The 19,392-nt window shown below is 69.4% G+C and carries 20 protein-coding genes; 11 read left to right on the forward strand and 9 right to left on the reverse strand.

Translation table 11 applies throughout. The features are described 5' to 3' along the window. The 5 genes from JNW91_RS31710 to JNW91_RS02460 all read left to right on the forward strand — a co-directional run. A partial coding sequence (locus tag JNW91_RS31710; RefSeq protein WP_238424239.1) for a hypothetical protein occupies nt 1–206 on the forward strand: 206 nt, incomplete at its 5' end. Then, complete coding sequence (locus JNW91_RS02445; RefSeq protein WP_309244197.1) at nt 196–1,089, forward strand: CHAT domain-containing protein; 894 nt, start codon at nt 196–198, stop codon at nt 1,087–1,089. The genes JNW91_RS31710 and JNW91_RS02445, both read left to right, overlap by 11 nt. 61 nt (nt 1,090–1,150) lie before the next feature. Next, nucleotides 1,151–2,104 (forward strand): SH3 domain-containing protein, encoded by a 954-nt coding sequence (locus JNW91_RS02450; protein ID WP_203173320.1) that lies wholly within the window; start codon nt 1,151–1,153, stop codon nt 2,102–2,104. A gap of 586 nt (nt 2,105–2,690) precedes the next feature. Next, nucleotides 2,691–2,921: a hypothetical protein gene (locus JNW91_RS02455; RefSeq protein ID WP_203173321.1), complete on the forward strand. Its 231-nt coding sequence runs from the start codon at nt 2,691–2,693 to the stop codon at nt 2,919–2,921. A 96-nt stretch (nt 2,922–3,017) separates the two neighbouring features. Further along, entirely contained in the window at nt 3,018–4,202 is a 1,185-nt protein-coding gene (locus JNW91_RS02460) for a radical SAM protein (RefSeq protein WP_203173322.1), read from the forward strand. Nucleotides 4,203–4,419: 217 nt separating this feature from the next. Here JNW91_RS02460 and JNW91_RS02465 read toward each other — a convergent pair whose 3' ends face one another. Beyond that, entirely contained in the window at nt 4,420–4,602 is a 183-nt protein-coding gene (locus JNW91_RS02465) for a hypothetical protein (RefSeq protein WP_203173323.1), read from the reverse strand. A 204-nt stretch (nt 4,603–4,806) separates the two neighbouring features. Between JNW91_RS02465 and JNW91_RS02470 the strand changes: the two genes are divergently transcribed. After that, on the forward strand, nt 4,807–5,370 hold the full coding sequence (locus tag JNW91_RS02470; RefSeq protein ID WP_203173324.1) for an RICIN domain-containing protein: 564 nt from the start codon (nt 4,807–4,809) through the stop codon (nt 5,368–5,370). 32 nt (nt 5,371–5,402) lie between these two features. On the opposite strand, the gene JNW91_RS02475 is transcribed toward JNW91_RS02470, so the two are convergent. Both JNW91_RS02475 and JNW91_RS02480 read right to left on the reverse strand, forming a co-directional pair. Continuing rightward, the gene (locus JNW91_RS02475; RefSeq protein WP_203173325.1) at nt 5,403–6,242 is read right to left on the reverse strand and encodes an ABC transporter permease subunit; all 840 of its coding nucleotides are present in this window, start codon (nt 6,240–6,242) and stop codon (nt 5,403–5,405) included. Further along, on the reverse strand, nt 6,220–6,990 hold the full coding sequence (locus JNW91_RS02480; protein WP_309244198.1) for an ABC transporter ATP-binding protein: 771 nt from the start codon (nt 6,988–6,990) through the stop codon (nt 6,220–6,222). Before JNW91_RS02480 ends, JNW91_RS02475 begins: the two co-directional genes overlap by 23 nt. Before the next feature lie 7 nt (nt 6,991–6,997). On the opposite strand from JNW91_RS02480, the gene JNW91_RS02485 reads away from it, so the two are divergent. Both JNW91_RS02485 and JNW91_RS02490 read left to right on the forward strand, forming a co-directional pair. Further along, nucleotides 6,998–7,738: an ATP-binding cassette domain-containing protein gene (locus JNW91_RS02485; protein WP_203173327.1), complete on the forward strand. Its 741-nt coding sequence runs from the start codon at nt 6,998–7,000 to the stop codon at nt 7,736–7,738. A 313-nt stretch (nt 7,739–8,051) separates the two neighbouring features. Beyond that, entirely contained in the window at nt 8,052–8,900 is an 849-nt protein-coding gene (locus JNW91_RS02490; RefSeq protein ID WP_203173328.1) for a hypothetical protein, read from the forward strand. Between the two features lie 482 nt (nt 8,901–9,382). Here the strand turns inward: JNW91_RS02490 and nhaA are convergent, their stop codons facing one another. Both nhaA and JNW91_RS02500 read right to left on the reverse strand, forming a co-directional pair. Further along, nucleotides 9,383–10,714 (reverse strand): Na+/H+ antiporter NhaA, encoded by a 1,332-nt coding sequence (nhaA, locus tag JNW91_RS02495; protein ID WP_203173329.1) that lies wholly within the window; start codon nt 10,712–10,714, stop codon nt 9,383–9,385. A gap of 169 nt (nt 10,715–10,883) precedes the next feature. Continuing rightward, nucleotides 10,884–11,486 (reverse strand): TetR/AcrR family transcriptional regulator, encoded by a 603-nt coding sequence (locus tag JNW91_RS02500; protein WP_238424240.1) that lies wholly within the window; start codon nt 11,484–11,486, stop codon nt 10,884–10,886. Between the two features lie 384 nt (nt 11,487–11,870). On the opposite strand from JNW91_RS02500, the gene JNW91_RS02505 reads away from it, so the two are divergent. The 3 genes from JNW91_RS02505 to JNW91_RS02515 are packed head-to-tail and all read left to right on the forward strand — an operon-like array spanning nt 11,871 to nt 14,098. Further along, nucleotides 11,871–13,373 (forward strand): SulP family inorganic anion transporter, encoded by a 1,503-nt coding sequence (locus JNW91_RS02505; RefSeq protein ID WP_203173331.1) that lies wholly within the window; start codon nt 11,871–11,873, stop codon nt 13,371–13,373. Between the two features lie 38 nt (nt 13,374–13,411). Then, nucleotides 13,412–13,789 (forward strand): MerR family transcriptional regulator, encoded by a 378-nt coding sequence (locus tag JNW91_RS02510; protein ID WP_238424241.1) that lies wholly within the window; start codon nt 13,412–13,414, stop codon nt 13,787–13,789. Nucleotides 13,790–13,849: 60 nt separating this feature from the next. Further along, nucleotides 13,850–14,098 carry a hypothetical protein gene (locus JNW91_RS02515; RefSeq protein WP_203173386.1) on the forward strand — a complete coding sequence of 83 codons (249 nt, stop codon included), beginning with the start codon at nt 13,850–13,852 and terminating at the stop codon, nt 14,096–14,098. Between the two features lie 459 nt (nt 14,099–14,557). Here JNW91_RS02515 and JNW91_RS02520 read toward each other — a convergent pair whose 3' ends face one another. From JNW91_RS02520 to JNW91_RS02535, 4 genes are all read right to left on the reverse strand, one after another. Continuing rightward, a complete protein-coding gene (locus JNW91_RS02520) occupies nt 14,558–15,553 on the reverse strand; it encodes an aldo/keto reductase (RefSeq protein WP_203173333.1) in 996 nt (331 codons plus the stop codon). 137 nt (nt 15,554–15,690) lie between these two features. Next, nucleotides 15,691–17,823: a xanthine dehydrogenase family protein molybdopterin-binding subunit gene (locus JNW91_RS02525; RefSeq protein WP_203173334.1), complete on the reverse strand. Its 2,133-nt coding sequence runs from the start codon at nt 17,821–17,823 to the stop codon at nt 15,691–15,693. Further along, nucleotides 17,820–18,809, reverse strand: a complete 990-nt coding sequence (locus tag JNW91_RS02530; protein WP_203173335.1) for an FAD binding domain-containing protein — start codon at nt 18,807–18,809, stop codon at nt 17,820–17,822. Before JNW91_RS02530 ends, JNW91_RS02525 begins: the two co-directional genes overlap by 4 nt. Beyond that, on the reverse strand, nt 18,806–19,351 hold the full coding sequence (locus JNW91_RS02535; protein WP_203173336.1) for a (2Fe-2S)-binding protein: 546 nt from the start codon (nt 19,349–19,351) through the stop codon (nt 18,806–18,808). The genes JNW91_RS02530 and JNW91_RS02535 overlap by 4 nt, the downstream gene beginning before the upstream one ends. Between the last annotated feature and the right edge of the window lie 41 nt (nt 19,352–19,392).

A 19,392-nucleotide genomic window follows, 5' to 3' on the forward strand; every position in this document is an offset into this window, starting at 1 on the left:
CGGGCCGCCCGACCCTGGCCTTCCACAGCCGATTGGAGGCGCTCCAGCGGGTGATCCGGGAGCGCGCCTGGGCGACGCCGGGGCCCCGGGACGCGGCGCCGCCGACGTCGGCGCCGCTGACCGCCGTGACGGCGCAGCTGGCCGGCGCGGCGCTCGTGGGTGTACGTGGCCGCCGGGGACGTTTTGCGCGCGCTGGTGGTCACTGATCGGGCGACCTCGGTGGTGGTGCTCGGCGACCGCAGCACGGCCGAGGAGACGGTACGACGGTTGCGCGCCGACCTGGACGCGCAGGCGGGCCGGGCCATGCCCGCCCGGCTGGCAGCGGTGGTCCGCGCGGCGACGCGGCAGGACGCCGACCGAGTGGGCTCGATGGTGCTCGATCCGGTGCTTCCGCTGGTCGGCGACCGGGACCTGGTGGTGGTCCCGACCGGGCTGTTGCTGACCACGCCGTGGCACGCCCTGCCAGCGTGCGCGTCCCGGCCGGTCACGGTGGCGCCGTCGGTCGGGGTCTGGCTGGCCGCCCGACGCCGCCTGAACGCCAGCCGGCCGGCCGCCGAGTCGGCGGCGGTGACGGTGGTGGCGGGACCGGGAATCCCCCGAGGTGAGGCGGAGGCCCGGGCCGTGGCGTCGCTGCACCGAGGCGCCGTGGTGCTCACCGGGCCGGAGGCGACCCCGGCGGCGGCACTCGCGGCGATGGCCGGCGCCCGCCTCGCCCATATCGCCGCGCACGGGCAGCACCAAACCGAGAACCCGCTGTTCTCCACGCTTGAGCTGGCCGGCGGCCCGCTCATGGGATATGACGTGCAGGAGCTGCGGACCGCTCCGCGTACCGTGGTCTTGTCCTGCTGTGACCTGGGCCTGACCGACGTGCGGCACGGCGACGAGGCGCTCGGCATGCCGACCGCCCTGCTCGCCGCAGGCACCGCCACGGTCGTGGCGAGCGTCAGCCGGGTCGCCGACGAGGCGGCCACGGAGATCATGGTGGCCTATCATCGGGCGGTCGTCGCGGGCCGGCCGCCGGCAGCAGCACTGGCGGAAGCCGTACGCGGCAACCAGCCCTCGAGTTTCGTCTGTTTCGGCGCCGGCTGATCCGACAGGGAATCGTGCCGACAGCAGGTATCCAGGATGCCATCCGGCCCCCCATCCAGGCATGACTGACCACAATGGGAGGAAGCTCCGACGCCGGGCGGGTCTCGCCGCCAGCCTCACCGTGCTCGCCCTGGCGGCCGGTCTCCTGGCGGGGTGCCGCCCGAACGGCGGCGCGGCCAGCGGCGGTGCCGAGAACCACCCCGGCACGGCCAACGGCCTCGCGAAGATCGCCGGAGGCGGCTGCCCGGCGGCCGGCACCCGCAGCGGCGGACTGCTCCCGAAGCTCGACGAGGAGAGTTACACCTCGATCGAAAACCCCTGCCTGCCGTACGTTGACCTGGTAAGCGAGGTGACCCAACGGATCGTGCCTGGGCAGCGGCCCCGGGTCGACCAGTTCCTCGACAACCTCGGCCGCTTTGCCGACCGGCTCGGGCAGGTCAACGACGCCGTCCAATGCGCCTACCAGACGGACCGGCTGGCGGTGCGGATCTACCAGAGCCGGCGCGACTCGTGGGCGGTCGGCGTCGTAGCGGTCCTCCGTGGCCGCCTCGGCGCGGTCGCCGACAGCACCGCCTGCTTCCTGATCAAGCAGATCCCGCTCTTGGATCTGGCCACCCAGGGCATCGGACCGGAGCGGGACAACCCGGCGTACTGCTTCGACACCACCCACCAACAAGGCGACGGTGAGGACTACACCATCATGTGGATCGGCTCGTCGGCCCTCACCTGCCGAGGACTCCAGGACGGCCTGGTTCCCGGCGACGGCCGGCTTGTCGCAGTGAAGGCCCGACCCAACGTGTCGCTGCGCGCCGGCCCCGCTACGCGCGACCGGGTGCTGCGGCAGGTCCCCGACGGCACGCTGGGCCGGGTGACCTGCTACCGCACCGGGGAAGCCGTCCAGAACGACGACGTCTGGGCCAGGACGACCGTCCTCGGCGACACCGGCTGGATCGCAGCGGCCCACCTGGACAGCGCTCTGCCGATCCGGAGCACCGGTTTGTGCCCGGACAACTGAGGCGGCACCGCGCGCGCTGGCGGGCGATCCCACGGGCGGCCGGCTCACCACCGGCCAAGTACGACGACTCGCAGACCCGCGCCAGCGTCCGCGGCCTGCGCGCCACCCGCCCGGCCACCATGCACCGCGTCCGCCGGGGGCGGCCAGCCGAAGAACCTGCCCTCCCCAACCCTGCGACCCAGCCCACACTCGCCGCCGAGTTGCCCACCGCAGAACGGTTTCATAGCGAGTGACCTGCGCCAGGCCGACACCTGGCTCTCGCTCTCCCAAGCGAAGGGCTGGACCTTTCAATCCGCTGCTCCCCGCTCCACGACGAAGCTACCGCCCAGCAACAGGCGCCGGGAGCGTTGTGCAGGCACGGCACCCACGCGCGACGCCGACAAGTCCGAAAGCCGGGCGGCCGGCGAGACGGTGAATCGCCTGCACCGGACGTCCGCAGACCTCCATAGCTGACATCACCGCTGACCGGTGCGGCGGCACTCGATCGGGGGAGAACCCGGCGGATCGGTATCTGCTACCGACCCTGCCGCCACGTATCCAGAAGACCGGCGGGAAGTCGTTCCGGCCGGAGAAGGGAGCAGGACAGATGTGCGGTATTCAGATCGGTGCCGAAGAACTGCAGAACATCCTCATCAACCGAGGGCCGGACGCCTCCGGTGAAGAGGCCGCCGCCTGCGGAGTCCAGATCGGGGCGCCCGAGGTAAGCCGGGTTCTCGCCAACCGCAGCTCCGCACAGCTCGCGCCCGCCGCCTGCGGGATCCAGATCGGCGCGCCAGAGAACGCCACGCTGCAGCACAACGCCGGCCCGAACGCCTAGCCGGGTGCATTACCGCGGGGCCCGTTGGCGGCTTCGACCGGCCTACGGGCCCCGCTGACCCGACACACAGCACTTCTGGAGGAGGAAGGAAAAGCCATGATCGGCACCCGCCTGGACGACATCGACGCGCCGCGCCTGATCCGCAGCGACCACGGCTGGTGGTTCATCGGGAACCAGACCTGGACCCTGCTGCGCCCCGAGTGTGTGGGGCCCGACGGCACGGTCGACGACGCCACCACTGGCTTCCTTCGCCGCATTGGGGCGTTCCAGCCGCGTATGCCGGCCTCGTTCTCGCTGACCGTGCTCACCACGACCACCTGCAACCTCGGCTGTGGCTACTGCTTTCAGAACACCGGGCTGGACAACACAGGCGGCGCACGGCCGCCGCGGATCCGGCGGGCCTGGCTGGACACTGGCATCGTCGAGCGCATCATCACTTTTGCCCGCGACCGGATGCGTCAATGCGAGCTGGATCGCCTTTACCTGCTGCTATTTGGGGGTGAGCCGCTGCTCAATCCGCGTGGCTGCCTCACCCTGCTGGACCGAGCCCGCGTGATCGGGCTCGACCAGTGCGCCATGACCACGAACGGCGTTCTGCTGAGCCCGAGGCTGGCCCGCGAGCTGTACGCGGCAGGTCTCAACGGCGTGCAGGTGACGTTCGACGGCAGCCGGGCGGACCATGACCAGATCCGGGTCAAGCGGTCTGGAGCGCCCACCTTCGACACCATCCTGCGCAACGTGGCTCGCGCGACCGAGGTCACCGGGCTGAACTGGAATCTGCGGGTGAACGTGTCGCACCACAACTTCGACCGCATCGCCGACCTCGTCGGGGAACTGGCCGCCGGCCTGAGCCCCGACCGGTGCACGGTGACGTTCGCCTGGGTGGGCGACGCGGGTTTCGGGTACCGCAACACCATGCGCCACATCGATGATGTGAGCGATGCGTTCGCGAGCTGGAGCATCGCGGCATTGGAAGCGGGCTTCCGGATGGTCCGACCCACCATGAGAACCACCTGCCACATCTGCTCGGTGCCCGGAGGTCGGTACGGCGCCGTGGTCAACGCCGACGGTCAACTCTTCAGCTGCTGGCAGTCGGCCGGAAAGCCCGGCTTCGAGGTGGGCAGCATCGACGAGGGGTACCTGGACGTGGCCAGCGTCCCGGAACGCTGGGTGCGCTGCGGTTACGAGTACGAACAACCGAGAGCGGCGCTGGCCGATACCTTCCAGGACCGGGTGGACGGTCGGTTGCTCGACTACCTCTACACCAGCGGCCGCCTGTAACCCTGTCGATGAGATAACGCCGATCAGCACGTCAGCACCCGACCTGCTTCGACGGCCCGCGCCGGAGTTGAGTCGAGCAATGCGGGAACCCGCTTCCGAAGCTTGCCATCACCTGCGCCAGCCCGGTGCCCAGTCGTTGCCGTCCCGGCGCACTCACCCGCCTGTGCGGCGGCAGGACCATGATCGGCAATTTTGGTGCCTCCCGCACCCGGTTGCGCTAGGTGACGGCGCGGCGCAGGTAGACCAGCTCCGCCCGCCGGGCCCGGGCTCCCGCGGCGGCGGCCGCGGCCTGCGCCGGGGTCAGCTCAGCGGCGAACGCGCGCTGCAGGGTGCGCAGCGCGGCGGCGAGGGCGGGTACGTCGTTGACGCCATCGCAGCAGGCGTGCCGATGCCGGCCCACGTCGAGATCGCGACGATCAACACCCCTTGCCCGCACGGAACTGCACCGCCATGCCGAGTCCCGGCTTCCGCCGATATCCACGACGGCGCCTTCCACTCGCACACCATCGCGAAGCCGATCCTCACCCGCGCCTGACGCAGACGTATCTGGCGCGGCCGGCTACCCCTTTATCGATATCTCCGACTCCCATTGGAAGGAACGGTCATGAACATCCTCAGCCGGACGTCCGTGGTGCTCACGGTCTGCGTCGGACTCGTAGCCGCCAGCCTGGTGGTCGCCTCGCCTGCCAGCGCCGCCACCGAATACTCATTCAGATCCGAGAGTTCCGCGACCAGCGAGCACCCCTTCGGCAGCCTGTGTATCGACGTGTCGTACGCCAGCACCGCCAACGGCACGGCCATCAAGCAGTGGCCCTGCGACGGCGGCCCGGCCCAGAAATGGACCATCGTCTTCGAGGGAAGGTGGGACGGCGTCGTCTACTACCAGCTTGTCAGCTCCCTCTGGTCGCCAGACGGCCCCAAGTGCCTCGACCTGCCCTGGGGCAACCCGGCCGCCGGTCAGACGCTACAACTGTGGGACTGCCTGGGCGTCGCCCGGCAGCTCTGGTCCGTCACGCAGGTACCCGGCTCGAATGGCTACGCGCTGCGCAACCTCCAGACCGGACAATGCGTCGATGTCCCCTGGGGCGACCCCATCGCGGGCAACGCCGTGTGGCAGTGGACCTGCAACAACACCGCCGCCCAGCAGTGGAACTTGCGCGCCTGGTAGACGGGCTGCCGCCTGGTCAACCGCTCGGTTGATCAGGCGGCAGCCTGGAACACCGACCGGGTGTTCTCGCCGGTCCTATGGTTCGCTGGCCAGGCATAGAACAGGTAGAGCAAGGCCGCGACCTCGACCGCACATGCGGCGCCGAGGAGCACGAGGGCGAGAAGCTCGAGCGGGTGCCAGCCGGTGTGCAGCGGATCGGTGCCGATGAAGTAGTGGAACGGTGAGAGCCAGCGCACCCAGTGCCACCCGTCGAGCATGCCGCCGATGGCGTTGGCCATGTAGGCGGCCAGGGCAAGGCCACCGGTGATCGCGAGGACGGCAGCCCGTTTTCCGGTGGTGGCGCCAACGAGGAAGGCGACGCCAGCGAAGCTCCACACCAGGGCGACCAGGCCGGCGGACGCGGCGGCGACGTTCGACAGGGGGATGTCCATGCCGATCCAGGGAACAATGATCATCAGCAGGAGCCCCGGGATGGCGGCGATCCCGGTGAGCGCGCTGCCGGCGGCGGCCACCCGTTGCCAGGCGAAAGCAGCTCGCGAGACCGGATTGGCCAGCATCAGCTCCATGCCGCCGTCCTCCTCCGGCCGAGCGATCGTGCGGGCAGTCAGCGTGATGGCGCACATCAGGACCAGCAGTGGGCCGACCAGGCTGAAGATGGTCGCCTGCAGATAGCCGGCGGGTGACAGCATGTCGGCGATGCCGAGGAAGTCCAGCATGCCCTGAGGCAGCGCGTCCTGCTTCAGCTCCGCGGCTCCCTGGAACTGGCTGTAGAACGAGGTGTAGATGGTGGTGAAAGCGGCGACGCCGCCGGCCCAACCAATCAGTGCCAGGCGGTCGTCACGCCAGGTCTTACGCACCAGCGCGGGAAGCATCGCCGGCTCCTTCCCCGTGGTAGTAGAACGACAGGAACGTCTCTTCCAGGTCGGGCTCGGCCGACAACATGTCCACCACCTCATGACGTGCCGCCGCCTTGACCAGCGGGTCGATGCGGCCGTCGACCGTGCATTTCAGCACCGGCCCGGACACCACCACGTCACTTACTCCGGGCAGGACACTGAACTCTGCCGGGTCCACCGGATCGTCGAAATGAATCTCGACGGCGCGGACCGCCCGCTTTCCCAGTGACTCAACCCGCTCGACCGCGGCCAACTGGCCGTCGCGGACGATGGCGACCCGGTCGGCCGCCTGCTGCACCTCGGCCAGGACATGAGAGGACATGAAGACGGTCTGCCCAGCACCACTGGCGTCGCGGACCATGGCCAGGAACTCCTGCTGCATGAGTGGATCCAGGCCACTGGTCGGCTCATCCAGGACCAGCACCGCCGGCCGGTGCATGAACGCCTGCACCAGGCCGACCTTCTGCTTGTTGCCCTTACTCATCGTCCGTACCGAGCGCGAGAGGTCCAGGTCGAGCCGCTCCGCGAGCTCGGTCACCTGCGACCAGGCCACGCCGCCGCGCGCCGCAGCAAAGAAGCGCAGCAGGTCTTCCGCCTTGTCGCGCCCGGGGAACACGAGCTCGCCGGGCAGGTAGCCGATCTGACGGTGCAGTGCGGCCTTGTCCCTGCGCGGGTCGAGCCCGAGCACAGTCGCGTGGCCCAATGGTGCCGGCAAGTCCACCACGATCCGCATGGTGCTGGGCCAGGTGCGCCCGACGACAGGCCGTGCCTGGGTGTTCGACGCCGACGCAGGGGATGTTGCCCGCGCGCACCGACTGCTGGCGTACGTCCCCGCTGATGTGGCGTTGTGGCCGCAGCTGACCGGCGCGGAGATTCTGCACCTGCAGGCCTCCACCGGCCCGGGCACCGACCTGGCCTATCGTGACGAACTGGTGGAGCGGTTCGCGCTTGACACGACCAAACCGGCGCGTACGTATTCGTCGGGGAACCGGCAGAAGGTCGCGCTCGTCGCGGCGTTCTCGACCCGGGCGCCGTTGCTGGTGCTGGACGAGCCGACCAGCGGCCTCGACCCGCTGATGGAGCGCGAGTTCCGTAGCGTCATGCAGGCACGCGACCGGGGGCAGACCGTGTTCCTCAGCTCCCATCAGCTGGCTGAGGTCGAGGCGGTGTGCGATCGCGTCGGCATCCTGCGGGCGGGTCGGCTCGTCGAGATCGCCACCATTGAGCACCTGCGGGGCCTGCATCGCACCGAGGTGACCGTGTCCTACACCGGCAGAGCACCGGATCTCGGCGCGGTCTCCGGCGTCGAGGCCGTTGAGGAGACCGGGGTGGGTCGGTTGCGGTTCTCGCTCATCGGGCCGCCCGCTGCGGCGTTGCGGGCGCTGGCCGCCGCTGAAGTGACCGCTTTGGCATTGCGAGAGCCGAACCTTGAAGAGATCTTCCTCGACTACTACGGCGAGCAGGCCAACTGATGAGCATGTCGATGATGGCGCCCGCCTCTGGAATCACCACGCAGGCCGTTCCGGGGAGGTCGATCAGCGGGCTGGCAACACGCCAGCTACGCTGAAGCGGCCTGATCGTGCTGGCCGTGACCGCGGTCATGCCGGCGCTGGTGGCTGGCACCTACACCAGTGTTATGGCGGATCCCGCCGCTGCGGGCAGCATCGCCGAGCTTGCCGGGAACCCCGCCATCCGGCCCCTGTTCGGGGAGCCGGTTGCGCTCGACCAGGCGGGCGGGTTCACGGTGTGGCGGGTCGGTACCTTCGTCGCCGTCCTTCTCGCAGCTTGGTCGATTCTGGCGACTACCCGCATCACGCGCGGCGAGGAGGATGCCGGCCGTGGGATGTGCTGCTGGCCGGGCGGGTGTCGCTGCGGGTGGTGGTGGCCCGCCACCTCACGGCGGTCGTGATCGTGCCGGTTGTCGCCGGTGGTGCCGTCGCCACGGTGTTGCTGCTGGCCGGCACCGAGCCGGCCGGAGCCGTAGTGCACGGAGCCGGCGTGGGCGTCCTCGGGTTGTTCTTCGTCGCCCTTGCTGGGCTGACGGCGCAGGTGTTCCCGGCGCGGGCGACCGCGACCGGAGCGGCCGTGGCGCTCCTCGGCACGGGCCTGCTCGCACGAATGATCGGCGACGGCCTCACCGAGTTGGGGTGGTTGCGGTGGCTGTCACCGTTCGGGTTGCTCGCGATCAGCGAGCCGTACGCGCAGAACCGAATCCTGCCGCTGGTGCTCCTCCTCTCCGCAGCGGTGGTGCTGGTCGGCGCCGCGCTCGGCGCCGCCGGGCACCGCGATGTCCGCGGTGGTCTGGTCGCCCCCGCCGCCGGCCGGCAGCCGCAGTTGACATTACTGAGCAGCGTGGGAGGGTTCGCGGTGCGGCGTCTGCTGCGACCGCTGACCGGGTGGGCCCTCGGCGTCGGCGCCTACTACCTGCTCATCGGCTGTACCGCGATGTCGGTCACCGGCTTCCTGGCTGATAATCCGGCGCTCGCTGCCGAAGCAGCACGAGCGGTTTCACCGCGCTCGGTGCGGTCGAAGGGTTCGCCGCGACTCTGTTCGCGCTGCTCGCCCTGCCCGTCGGCGGCTTCTGTGCAGTTCGGATGTCCGCCTTCGCCGCCGCCGAGACCAACCGCCACCTGACTTTGCTGACCGGGCAGCCGGTCAGCCGGCTGCGCCTGCTCGCCGCCGAACTTGCCGCCACCGCCGGCGGCGCCGTGGCTCTGGTCATCGTCGCCGGATTGGCCGTGTGGGCGGGCGTCACCGCGACCGACGGTGATTCGAGCCTGCTCGCGGCCCTGAGCGGGGCGTGCAACGCGCTGCCTGTTGTGCTGCTCAGCCTCGGCGCGGCCACCCTCGCCACCGGCTGGGCACCCCGGGTGGCCGCGGTCGCCGGGTCGCTGCCCGCGACCGGCGGTTTCCTTCTGCTGGTGATCGTCGACAGCATCGGCGCACCCGGGTGGATCCGTGAGGTGTCCGTTCGCCCATCTGGCACCCGTCCCCCTCGCCGGTGTCGACTGGGCCGCCACCCTGGCCATGACCGGCGTGGCCGCAGTCCTGACGGTGACCGGAGCCTTGGGCTATCGACGGCGGGATCTACGCGGGTGAGCGCGCATCGCCGTCGGTCAGGCGGTGTCGGTACGGCCACCGGTCGGCTGCTGGTAGACGTCGGGGATGTCGTCGCGGTCGGCGTCGACGGTCTCTTCGTCGTGAATGCGCCGGTAGGTGCGGTTCCGCAGGCGCAGGATGATCGTGGCCAGCACCGCGGCGGCGAGGGAGCCGGTCAGCACGGCGACCTTGACGTGGTCGTCGCGGTCACTGCCGAGACCGAAGGCCAGTTCCCCGATCAGCAGCGACACCGTGAATCCGATCCCGGCGAGCACGGCCAGACCGACCACGTCGATCCACGCGAAGCCGCTGTCCATCCTCGCCCGGGTGAATCGAGTGACCAGCCAAGTCGCGGCGGTGATCCCGATCGGTTTGCCCAGCACCAGGCCAACGACGATGCCGATCGCGACCGGGTCGGTGAAGGCGGAGCCCAGCCCGCTGAGACCACCCACCGTGACGCCGGCGGACATGAACGCGAAGACCGGCACGGCGACGCCGGCGGAGATCGGCCGGAAGCGGTGCTCGAAGTGCTCGGCCAGCCCGGGACCGGCGTCCGGGCCGCCCGCCTTGCGGCTGCGCAGCACGGGGACCGCGAAACCGAGCAGGACCCCGGCGACGGTGGCGTGGACACCGGAGGCGTGCATCAACGTCCAGGTGGCGAACGCCAGCGGCAGGAGCAGCCACCACGACCGGACCCGGCGCTGCACCAGGACGGTGAACACCGCCAGCGGGACGATCGCGGCGAGCAGCGGCAGGATCGACAGGCTCGCGGTGTAGAAGACGGCGATGATGACGATCGCGAGCAGATCGTCGACCACGGCGAGGGTGAGCAGGAACGTGCGCATGGCATTCGGTAGGAATCGGCCGATGACAGCGAGCACCGCCAGGGCGAAGGCGATGTCCGTGGCGGTCGGGATCGCCCAGCCCTTGGCCTGCCCACCAGCCGAACTGACGTTGATCACCGAATACAGCACGGCGGGGATCAGCACGCCGCCGACCGCTGCGGCGATCGGCACCGCTGCCCGTCGCGGATCGCGCAGGTCACCGGCCACGAACTCGCGTTTCAGCTCGAGGCCAGCGACGAAGAAGAAGATCGCCAGCAGGCCGTCGGCTGCCCACGTCGCGGCCGACAGGTCGAGGTGCAGCGACGGCGGGCCGACCGTGAACCTGCGCAGCGTCTCGTAACCGTCCCGCCAGGGAGAGTTCGCCCAGATCAGAGCGAGGACCGCGCCGGCGAGCAGCAGAATGCCGCCGATGGTCTCTTTGCGCAGGATGTCGCCGATCCGGCGGGCTTCCGGCCACGACCCTCGGTCGAACAGGCGTGGGCTTTGCGGGGGTGTTGCCGTCATGAGTGCGCCACTTTCGGGGTCGGGTCGGACGTTGCCGACCAGACTTCCCGGCGCACCGTTTGCAACCGTACCGGCCTTGGCCGTGTGCATTGTGCGGACGTAGCTGCGGCAAACGTCACGATCCTGTCGGGTTGGACTGCGGCGGGCCCGCTGGCTCGCCAATGCGCTGTCACACCGCCTTGCTGGTCGAGTAGGCGCCGTGGAGGAAGAGGTCGACGAGCTGGTGGGTGTCGATCTCGGGGTGCTGGTGCAGGTTTCGGCTTCTGCCGAAGAACATGCCGAGGAACAGGTCGGTCAGGGTGTGGGCCGGAAGCCGTAGCTGCGGCTGCTCGGGTTCGATCAATTCGAGGATCGCCTGCCGGGTGGCGGCCTGTGAGGCGTCACGCCCGGCGGATCGCTGCCGCAGCTGGGCGGGGTCAGTGGCGCCACGCCCTGATCTGCGGTTGGGATTGCCGGAGGCGTGCAGGGCAGCGATGACCGCGCCCATGCGGTTGAGGTGGGCGTCGAGCGCGTCGACCGCGTCGACGAGTCGGTCCACCAACGGTTGCTCAAGCGAGATCGATCGCAGCTGTTGAAGGACATGGGTGGGATCCATGGCTGCGGCGACGCACGCGTCGAGCACGGCGTCCTTGTCGTCGAAGACGCGGAAGATCGTGGCTTCACCGATGCCCGCGGCCCGGGCGATCTGCGCGGTCGTCACGGCGGCCCCACGCTCGGCCACCAGGGGGAGAGCGGCGTGGAGGATGGTCTCGCGTCGCTGTTCGGCGGTCATGCCTGTCGCCCTGCGCCGATTCGGATTGGAAGTCATACACCAACGCTACGGAGTGAGTACTTACTCCCTCAACCGATTTATGCCACGGTACCCGGGAAAGCGCCCGCCAACCTGAGCTTCTGGTGGTCGATCAGATCCGGGTGATCATCGACACGTAAGCCCTCAACGAACTCTCCTCTCACCGAAGGGTAGGGTCGGGTGCGTCGCCGGGACGTGACGCCATTGCGCCCCCGGCAGCGACAACCCGTTTCGTGAGCGAAGGCGCTCACTGCTGCGTCGGCGGCCACGTCCGCGACCCGGCAACCCCTAGGTCAAGCAGCGCACCCGCAGCCGGTGGCGCCGGTGTACGCCCACGCGCGTACACGTCGAGTGGAAATGAGAGCCATGTCCTCGCAGTTGTCCGCAGTACGCCCGCCCCGATGGTCACGCCCCGACTGGCTGACCTCCCCGCGGGTCCTGCGCACCGAGGTCCTCGCCGGCCTGGTCGTCGCGCTGGCGCTGATCCCCGAGGCGATCTCGTTCTCCATCCTGGCCGGCGTCGACCCGAAGATCGGCCTGTTCGCCTCCTTCACGATGGCCGTCACCATCGCCTTCACCGGCGGTCGCCCCGCCATGATCTCCGCCGCGACCGGCGCTATCGCGCTGGTCGTGGCGCCCCTGGCCCGCGATCACGGGCTGGGTTACCTGATCACCGCGGTCATCCTCGGCGGAGTGCTGCAGGTGGTCCTGGCGCTGGTCGGGGTCGCAAAGCTGATGCGATTCATCCCGCGCAGCGTCATGGTGGGCTTCGTCAACGCCCTGGCGATCCTCATCTTCACCGCCCAACTGCCCCACCTGCTCGGCGTGCCATGGCTGGTGTACCCGCTCGTAGCGGTCGCGTTGGCCGTCATGGTGTTCCTGCCGAAGTTCACCACCGTGGTCCCGGCGCCGCTGATCGCCATCGTCCTGCTCACCGCGTTCGCCGTCATCACGCATATGAGCGTGCCGACCGTCGGTGACGAGGGCACCCTGCCCGACAGCCTGCCCGTGCCCGGCCTGCCCGACGTGCCGTTCACCTTCGACACGCTGACCACCGTCGCCCCCTACGCCCTGGCCATTGCTCTGGTGGGGCTGATGGAGTCGCTGATGACCGCCAAGTTGGTCGACGACATCACCGACACCCATTCGAACAAGACCCGCGAGTCCTGGGGCCAGGGCGTGGCGAACATCGTCACCGGTTTCTTCGGCGGCATGGGCGGCTGCGCCATGATCGGCCAAACCATGATCAACGTGAAGGCGTCCGGCGCCCGCACCCGCCTGTCCACGTTTCTTGCCGGGATGTTCCTGCTCATACTGGTTGTTGCTCTGGGCGACGTGGTCGCGCTGATTCCGATGGCCGCCCTGGTCGCCGTGATGATCATCGTGTCGGTTGGGACGTTCGACTGGCACAGCATCGCCCCCGCCACCCTCAAGCGCATGCCAGCCGGCGAGATCATCGTCATGCTCGTCACCGTCGCCGCCACCCTGGCCACCCACAATCTGGCCATCGGCGTCGTCCTCGGCGTACTCGCCGCGATGGTCATCTTCGCCCGTCGGGTGGCTCACTTCGCCGACGTCACCAGCGTCCTGGACCCGGACGGCTCGACGCGGATCTACCACGTGCACGGCGAGTTGTTCTTCGCCTCCAGCAACGACCTGGTCTACCAGTTCGACTACGCCGCCGACCCTGAGCACGTAATCATCGACATGAGCGCCGCGCACATTTGGGACGCCTCCTCGGTAGCCGCGCTGGACGCCATCACCACCAAGTACGAGTCCCGTGGCAAGCGCGTGGACATCGTCGGGCTCAACACCGCCAGCGCCCAGTTCCACGAGAACCTCGCCGGTAATCTCAAGGTTGGCCATTGATGACGCACAGGCACACTGACGCGATGACGCCAGGGCGCATGCAGATCGGCGAAGCCGCCGAACGGGTCGGGCTGAGCATCCGCACCATCCGGCACTACGAGGACGCCGGCCTGGTCGTGCCGTCGGCGCGCAGCGAAGGCGGGTTCCGCCTCTACACCCAACCCGACCTCGACCGCCTGCGCGTCGTCAAGCGCATGAAGCCGCTCGGGTTCACCCTCGAGGAGATGCGCGACCTCCTGCAGATCCTGGACGCCCTCCCCGGCGCCGACGGCGACGAACGCGTAGCCCTGCAAAATCGGCTGGCTACGTTCCACACCGCTGCGCAGACCCGCGTCCAAGCCCTGCGCGCGCAACTCGCCACCGCCGAAGGCTTCGCCCAGCAGATTCAGGGCCACATCGACCAGCACAACCGCTGACGCCGCCGGCTGCGCCTGCCTCCTCCGCGCCAGGGCAGGCACGAAGGCGAAGGCATCCTTTTGCAACGCACCGACTGGCGGCGTGGCACGACCCGAACGACAGGGCGCTTCAACGGCCTCAGGGCACCCCAAGCCGACGGCCGGCCCGTCAAACTCGGCATGGCCGGCAACGCGCCCACCGGTCTGGCCCACGACACCTGGATCCAGGTCACCGGCCGCTACACCGACCGCGTCACCCGCGACTCCATCAACGACGAAGACATCCCCTATATCGAAGACATCCCCTATATCGACGTCGAATCCTGGTGACAGGTGACCGCCCCCAAGGACCCGTACGAGTAGTCCTCCGCACCGCCGGGCACGCTCCCGGCGAGTACGGCCGCCGGAGCGCCGCAGACACTGCGCGGGAGTGCAGATCTGCGGCGGAGTCCACCTCGGGCCATGACACCCTCCTGGGTGAGCTCGGTAGCCTCCAGCGTGGCTGGTGGCCGCCGCGGTCGCCTGCCTCCGTTTCCGGCTTCTGGGCAAGCTCACCCTCGACTGCGACGTGTGGGACAGCCCGGACGGCAGCGGACAGCGCCTCATGTCGCCGAAGCTGCAGGATCGCGGTGCCCGCTGCGGCGGTTACCTCACCTGCCGCAGCGGCGCGCCGCTCAACGAGAAGGTGACCGTGACGTACACCGTCGATCCGGAGCTGGTTTCCATGCGGGCGCGGCCGGCGCCGTGGTCCTCGTCGACCAAGGCGAGGGCGAGATCGATCGAGGGTCCTTACCGTTCGCTGTCCAGCTCCGCCATTGCCGGGGGCCCGTACCGTTCACCGGCGGCGGCGCCGGCCGGTACCGCCAGTTCGATGGCGGCCAGATCGTCGTCGGTCAGCGTCAGGGCGAGCGCGCCCAGCGACTCGGCCAGCCGGTCCGGGCGGCGGGCCCCGACCAGGGGGACGATGTCGTCGCCGCGGTTGAGTATCCAGGCGATGGCGACCTGCGCGACGGTGACGTTGCGCGCGTCGGCGATCGTCCGCAGCGCCTCGACCAGGCCCAGGTTCGCGAGCAGGTTGTCGCCCTGGAAGCGCGGGCTGAAGCCGCGGAAGTCGCCGGGGGTGAGTGCGCGGTCGGCGGTCCATCGGCCGCTGAGCAGGCCGCGGGAGAGGACCCCGTAGGCGGTCAGGCCGATGCCCAGCTCGCGCAGGGTCGGCAGGATCTCTGCCTCGATGCCGCGGGAGAGCAGCGAGTACTCGATCTGCAGGTCGCTGATCGGGTGTACGCTGGCGGCCCGCCGGATGGTGTCGGCGCCGACCTCGGAGAGGCCGATGTGGCGTACCCGGCCGGCCTGCACCTGCTCGGCGATGGCTCCGATGGTTTCCTCGATCGGCACGTCGTGGTCGAGCCGGCTAAGCCGGTAGATGTCGACGTAGTCGGTGTCGAGGCGGCGCAGGGTGTACGCGAGGAAGTTGGCAACCGCCTTGGGCCGGCCGTCGGAGCCGTGCCAGCCGCCAGCGGCGTCCCGCAACGCCCCGAACTTGACGCTGATCTTCACCTGTTCCCGGTCGCGGCCGCGCAGCGCCCGGCCGATCAGCATCTCGTTGTGCCCCATGCCGTAGAAGTCGCCGGTGTCGATCAGGTTGATCCCGGCGTCGAACGCGGCGTGGATCGTCGCGAGGCCCTCCGCCTCGTCAGTGGGGCCGTAGAGGTCGGACATCCCCATCGCGCCGAGTCCGAGTGCGGAAACTTCCGGTCCGGTACGGCCGAGCGTACGCGTCTGCATGTCAGCTCCTGTCTTGATTGTCGTGTCAACCAAGTCCCGGAGAACGGATTCAAACGCCATCGCGCTGTCGCGACCCGCGACGACGAAGCGCTGTCCGCTACCGGGCCACCCCGCGCATCGTCACGATCAACGAATGGCTACCCGCCAACTTCTGAACCGGGCCTGTCGCCTGGTAGAAGTTTGTCCAGGGTGATCGGTAGGTCTCGGATGCGGACGCCGGTGGCGTGGTACACGGCGTTCGCGATCGCCGCTGCGGCGCCGACGATGCCGATCTCACCGACGCCCTTGGTCCGCATCGGGTTGACGTAAGGGTCGTCCTCCTCGATCCAGTGCACCTCGATGGCGCCGACGTCGGCGTTGCTGCTGATGTGGTATTGGGCGAGGTCGTGGTTGACCACGTGACCGAACCGAAGATCGAGCACGCTCTGTTCGTGCAGCGCCATGGACAGCCCCCAGGTCATTCCACCGAGCAGTTGCGAACGGGCGGTTTTCGGGTTGACGATCCGGCCGCACGCGAATACGCCGAGCTGTCGGGGTACGCGTATCTCGCCGGTTCGCTCGTTTACCCGTACCTCGGCGAACTGCGCGCCGAAGCTGTGCATCGCGTACTGCTTCAGGTAGGGGTTGTCCGGCGTGTCGGCGGTGACCTCCAGACCGTCGGCCGGCACTGTTCCACCGTGCTCGGTGGTCAGTCGCTGGCGCAGCTGGTCGGCGGCCTCGTGTATCGCCGCGCCCCAACTGGTGATCCCTGCCGACGCACCCTCCTCGGCCGCCGGTGGGTAGGTGCTGTCGCCGAGCCGCAGATCGACCTGCTCGATGTCGACCTGCAGGGCGTCGGCGGCGACCTGGGTCAGCGCGGTGCGGGTGCCGGTACCGATGTCCACGGCCGCGATCAGCACGAGGTACCGGCCGTCCGGGCCGACGCGGATGGTCGCCTTCGACCCGGGTAACCGGAGCACCGGGTACGTTGCCGCTGCTACCCCGGTGCCGATCAGCCAGCCCCCGTCTCGACGGGCCCGAGGGGTCGGGTCGCGCGGCTCCCACCCGAATCGGCGGGCACCCTCCTGCAGGCATGCAACCAGGTTCCGGCTGGAGAACGGCAGCTGGAAGTGAGGGTGGACCTGCGGTTCGTTGCGGATGCGCAGCTCGATCGGGTCTAGGTCACAGGCGATGGCCAGCTCGTCCATCGCCGACTCGAGAGCGAACATGCCGGACGCCTCTCCCGGCGCCCGCATGATCGTCGGCGTCGGTACGTCCAGCTCGGCCACCCACTGCTGGGTACGCCGGTTTGGCGCGGCGTACATGCTCGGGGTGGCTCTGGTGCTGTGCTCGGCGAACTGCCTGATCTTCGAGGTCTGCTCGATCGCGTTGTGTTCGATCGCGACCAGCCGGCCGTCGCTGCCGGCACCCAGTCGTACCCGTTGGAACGTCGGCGGCCGGTAGCCGGTCTGGGAGAACGTCTGTTGCCGGGTGAGTGCGAACTTCACCGGTCGACCCGGTACGAGCCGGGCGGCCATCGCGGCGAGCACGACATCGGCCCGCGGATAGACCTTCGACCCGAACGCGCCGCCGACGTGTGGCGAGATCACCCGTACCCGGCTGGGGTCGAGCCGGAAGGCACCAGCCACCGCGGCCTGTATCCCGGTCACCCCCTGGGTCGACAGACGCAGGGTGAACCCGTCGCCGGTCCAGCAGGCGATCGTGGTGTGCGGTTCCAACGCGTTGTGGGTGTACCAGGGGGTGCTGTAGCGCGAGTCCACCCGTACCGCCGCCGAGGCCAGCGCGGCATCGACGTCTCCTTCGGAGGTGTCCATCGGGAAGATCGGCAGCACCTCGTCCGGTACCTTGAGTCTCTCCCGGTGGCCCGGCACCTCGCCCCGGAGGTCGACGTTGTGTGGTCGTTCCTCGTAGTCCATCCGGACCAGGCCGGCGGCGTCCCGGGCGATCTCCGAGGTCTCCGCGATCACCCCGCCGACGATCTGGCCGCGAAAGGTGACCTCGTCGGACTGCAGGGTGCGCAGCTCACCGTTGTCCGTGCTGAGCCGAGGAGCGTTCTGGTGTGTGAGCACGGCCAGCACGCCCGGCCGGGCGCTCGCCTGGCTGCAGTCGATCGCGGTGATCCGACCGACCGCGATGGTGCTCTGCACCGCGAACAGGTACACCGGGTGCTCTACCGGGTGTTCAAAGGCGTACGGAGCCAGGCCGCGTACCTTCTCCGCGCCGTCGAACCTGTCCAACGGCTGACCGATGGCCGGTACGGGGGTGGTCATCGCGGCCCCCCGGCCAGATCCAGCAGGGTAGCCACTAGCGTGTTGCGGGCCAGCGGCACCTTGAACGCGTTGCCCGGCATCGGCCGGGCATCGGCGAGCTCGGCCTCGGCAGCCTGGCGGAACCGTTCCTCGTCGGCCGGTCCACCGCGCAACAGCTCCTCGGCTCGATACGCTCGCCACGGCTTGTGCGCCACCCCGCCAAGCGCGATCCGCACGTCCCGGACCACGCCATCCGCCAGGTCGATGGCTGCGGCCACCGCGACCAACGCGAACGCGTACGACGCCCGGTCCCGGACCTTGCGGAAGTGCGACCGGGTGGCGAAGGGTGCCGGCGGCAGGTCGATCGCCGTGATCAACTCGCCGTGCTGGAGCACAGTGTCCCGCTGCGGCTCCGGCCCGGGCAGCCGGTGCAGCTCGGTCATCGAAATGACCCGTTCCCCGCCTGGCCCGTGGGTACGGACCGTCGCGTCCAACGCGGCCAAGGCGACGGCGAGGTCCGACGGGTGAGTCGCGACGCACTCCGGTGAGGTGCCGAGGATGGCGAGGTCGCGGTGGTGCCCCTCGATGGCGGAGCAGCCGGTTCCCGGTTCGCGTTTGTTGCACGCCGTGGTGATGTCCTGGAAGTACGGGCAGCGGGTGCGCTGCAACAGGTTCCCGGCGGTGGTGGCGAGATTGCGCAGTTGGCCGGAGGCGCCGGACAGCAGGGCCTGGGAGACCATCGGATAACGCTGGCGGACCAGCGGGTGGGCCGCACACTCGCTGTTGGGAGTACCGGCACCGATGCGTACCCCGCCGCCAGGCAACTCCTCGACCCGGTCCGAGACCAGCCGCCGCACATCGACCAGCAGGTCCGGCTGGGCCACCCCGAGCTTCATCAGGTCCACCAGATTGGTCCCCCCGCCCAGAAAGGCACCGTGCGGCGCCTCGGCGAGTAGCGCCACAGCGCCGGACACGCTGCTGGAGCGTTCGTAGCGGAATGTCCTCATCGCCGAGCCACTTCCTGGATCGCTGGCACGATATTGGCGTACGCGGCGCAGCGGCACAGGTTGCCGCTCATCCGCTCGCGGACCTCGTCGTCGGTCACCGTCCCCACGGTCGGGCCGTCACCCCCGCCACTGCCCACACCGGCAGGTTCACCCATCGTCACCGCACTCGGCCAGCCGGCCTCAGCCTCGGCCAGCATGGCGACCGCCGAGACGATCTGGCCCGGCGTGCAGTAGCCGCACTGGAAGGCATCGTGGCGGATGAAGGCGCGCTGCATCGGGTGTAGCTCACCGTCCAACGCCAGCCCGGCCGCCGTCACAATCTCGGCACCATCGTGCGCCACCGCGAGCGCGAGGCAACTGTTAACCCGCCGGCCGTTCAGCAGCACGGTGCACGCACCGCACTGCCCGTGGTCGCACCCCTTCTTGGCGCTGGTGTTGCCCAACCGCTCCCGCAACGCGTCGAGCAGCGTGGTGCGCACATCCACGGTCAGACGATGCGGAGTCCCATCCACACGAAGGGTGACTTCGACTTCCGTACTCACGGCACCGACCTCCGACAAGATTCAGCGAACCCCACGACCCA

Origin of the sequence: Micromonospora parastrephiae, from assembly GCF_016802865.1 — a bacterium.
GTDB classification, from domain to species: domain Bacteria; phylum Actinomycetota; class Actinomycetes; order Mycobacteriales; family Micromonosporaceae; genus Micromonospora; species Micromonospora parastrephiae.

What these genes read in the sequence shown, in the direction of transcription:
- JNW91_RS02450 (WP_203173320.1), top strand. Translation starts at nt 1,151, where the DNA reads ATGACTGACCACAATGGGAGGAAGCTCCGACGCCGGGCGGGTCTCGCC.
- JNW91_RS02455 (WP_203173321.1), top strand. Translation starts at nt 2,691, where the DNA reads ATGTGCGGTATTCAGATCGGTGCCGAAGAACTGCAGAACATCCTCATC.
- JNW91_RS02460 (WP_203173322.1), top strand. Translation starts at nt 3,018, where the DNA reads ATGATCGGCACCCGCCTGGACGACATCGACGCGCCGCGCCTGATCCGC.
- JNW91_RS02470 (WP_203173324.1), top strand. Translation starts at nt 4,807, where the DNA reads ATGAACATCCTCAGCCGGACGTCCGTGGTGCTCACGGTCTGCGTCGGA.
- JNW91_RS02475 (WP_203173325.1), bottom strand. Translation starts at nt 6,242, where the DNA reads ATGCTTCCCGCGCTGGTGCGTAAGACCTGGCGTGACGACCGCCTGGCA.
- JNW91_RS02485 (WP_203173327.1), top strand. Translation starts at nt 6,998, where the DNA reads ATGGTGCTGGGCCAGGTGCGCCCGACGACAGGCCGTGCCTGGGTGTTC.
- nhaA (WP_203173329.1), bottom strand. Translation starts at nt 10,714, where the DNA reads ATGACGGCAACACCCCCGCAAAGCCCACGCCTGTTCGACCGAGGGTCG.
- JNW91_RS02500 (WP_238424240.1), bottom strand. Translation starts at nt 11,486, where the DNA reads ATGACCGCCGAACAGCGACGCGAGACCATCCTCCACGCCGCTCTCCCC.
- JNW91_RS02505 (WP_203173331.1), top strand. Translation starts at nt 11,871, where the DNA reads ATGTCCTCGCAGTTGTCCGCAGTACGCCCGCCCCGATGGTCACGCCCC.
- JNW91_RS02510 (WP_238424241.1), top strand. Translation starts at nt 13,412, where the DNA reads ATGCAGATCGGCGAAGCCGCCGAACGGGTCGGGCTGAGCATCCGCACC.
- JNW91_RS02520 (WP_203173333.1), bottom strand. Translation starts at nt 15,553, where the DNA reads ATGCAGACGCGTACGCTCGGCCGTACCGGACCGGAAGTTTCCGCACTC.
- JNW91_RS02525 (WP_203173334.1), bottom strand. Translation starts at nt 17,823, where the DNA reads ATGACCACCCCCGTACCGGCCATCGGTCAGCCGTTGGACAGGTTCGAC.
- JNW91_RS02530 (WP_203173335.1), bottom strand. Translation starts at nt 18,809, where the DNA reads ATGAGGACATTCCGCTACGAACGCTCCAGCAGCGTGTCCGGCGCTGTG.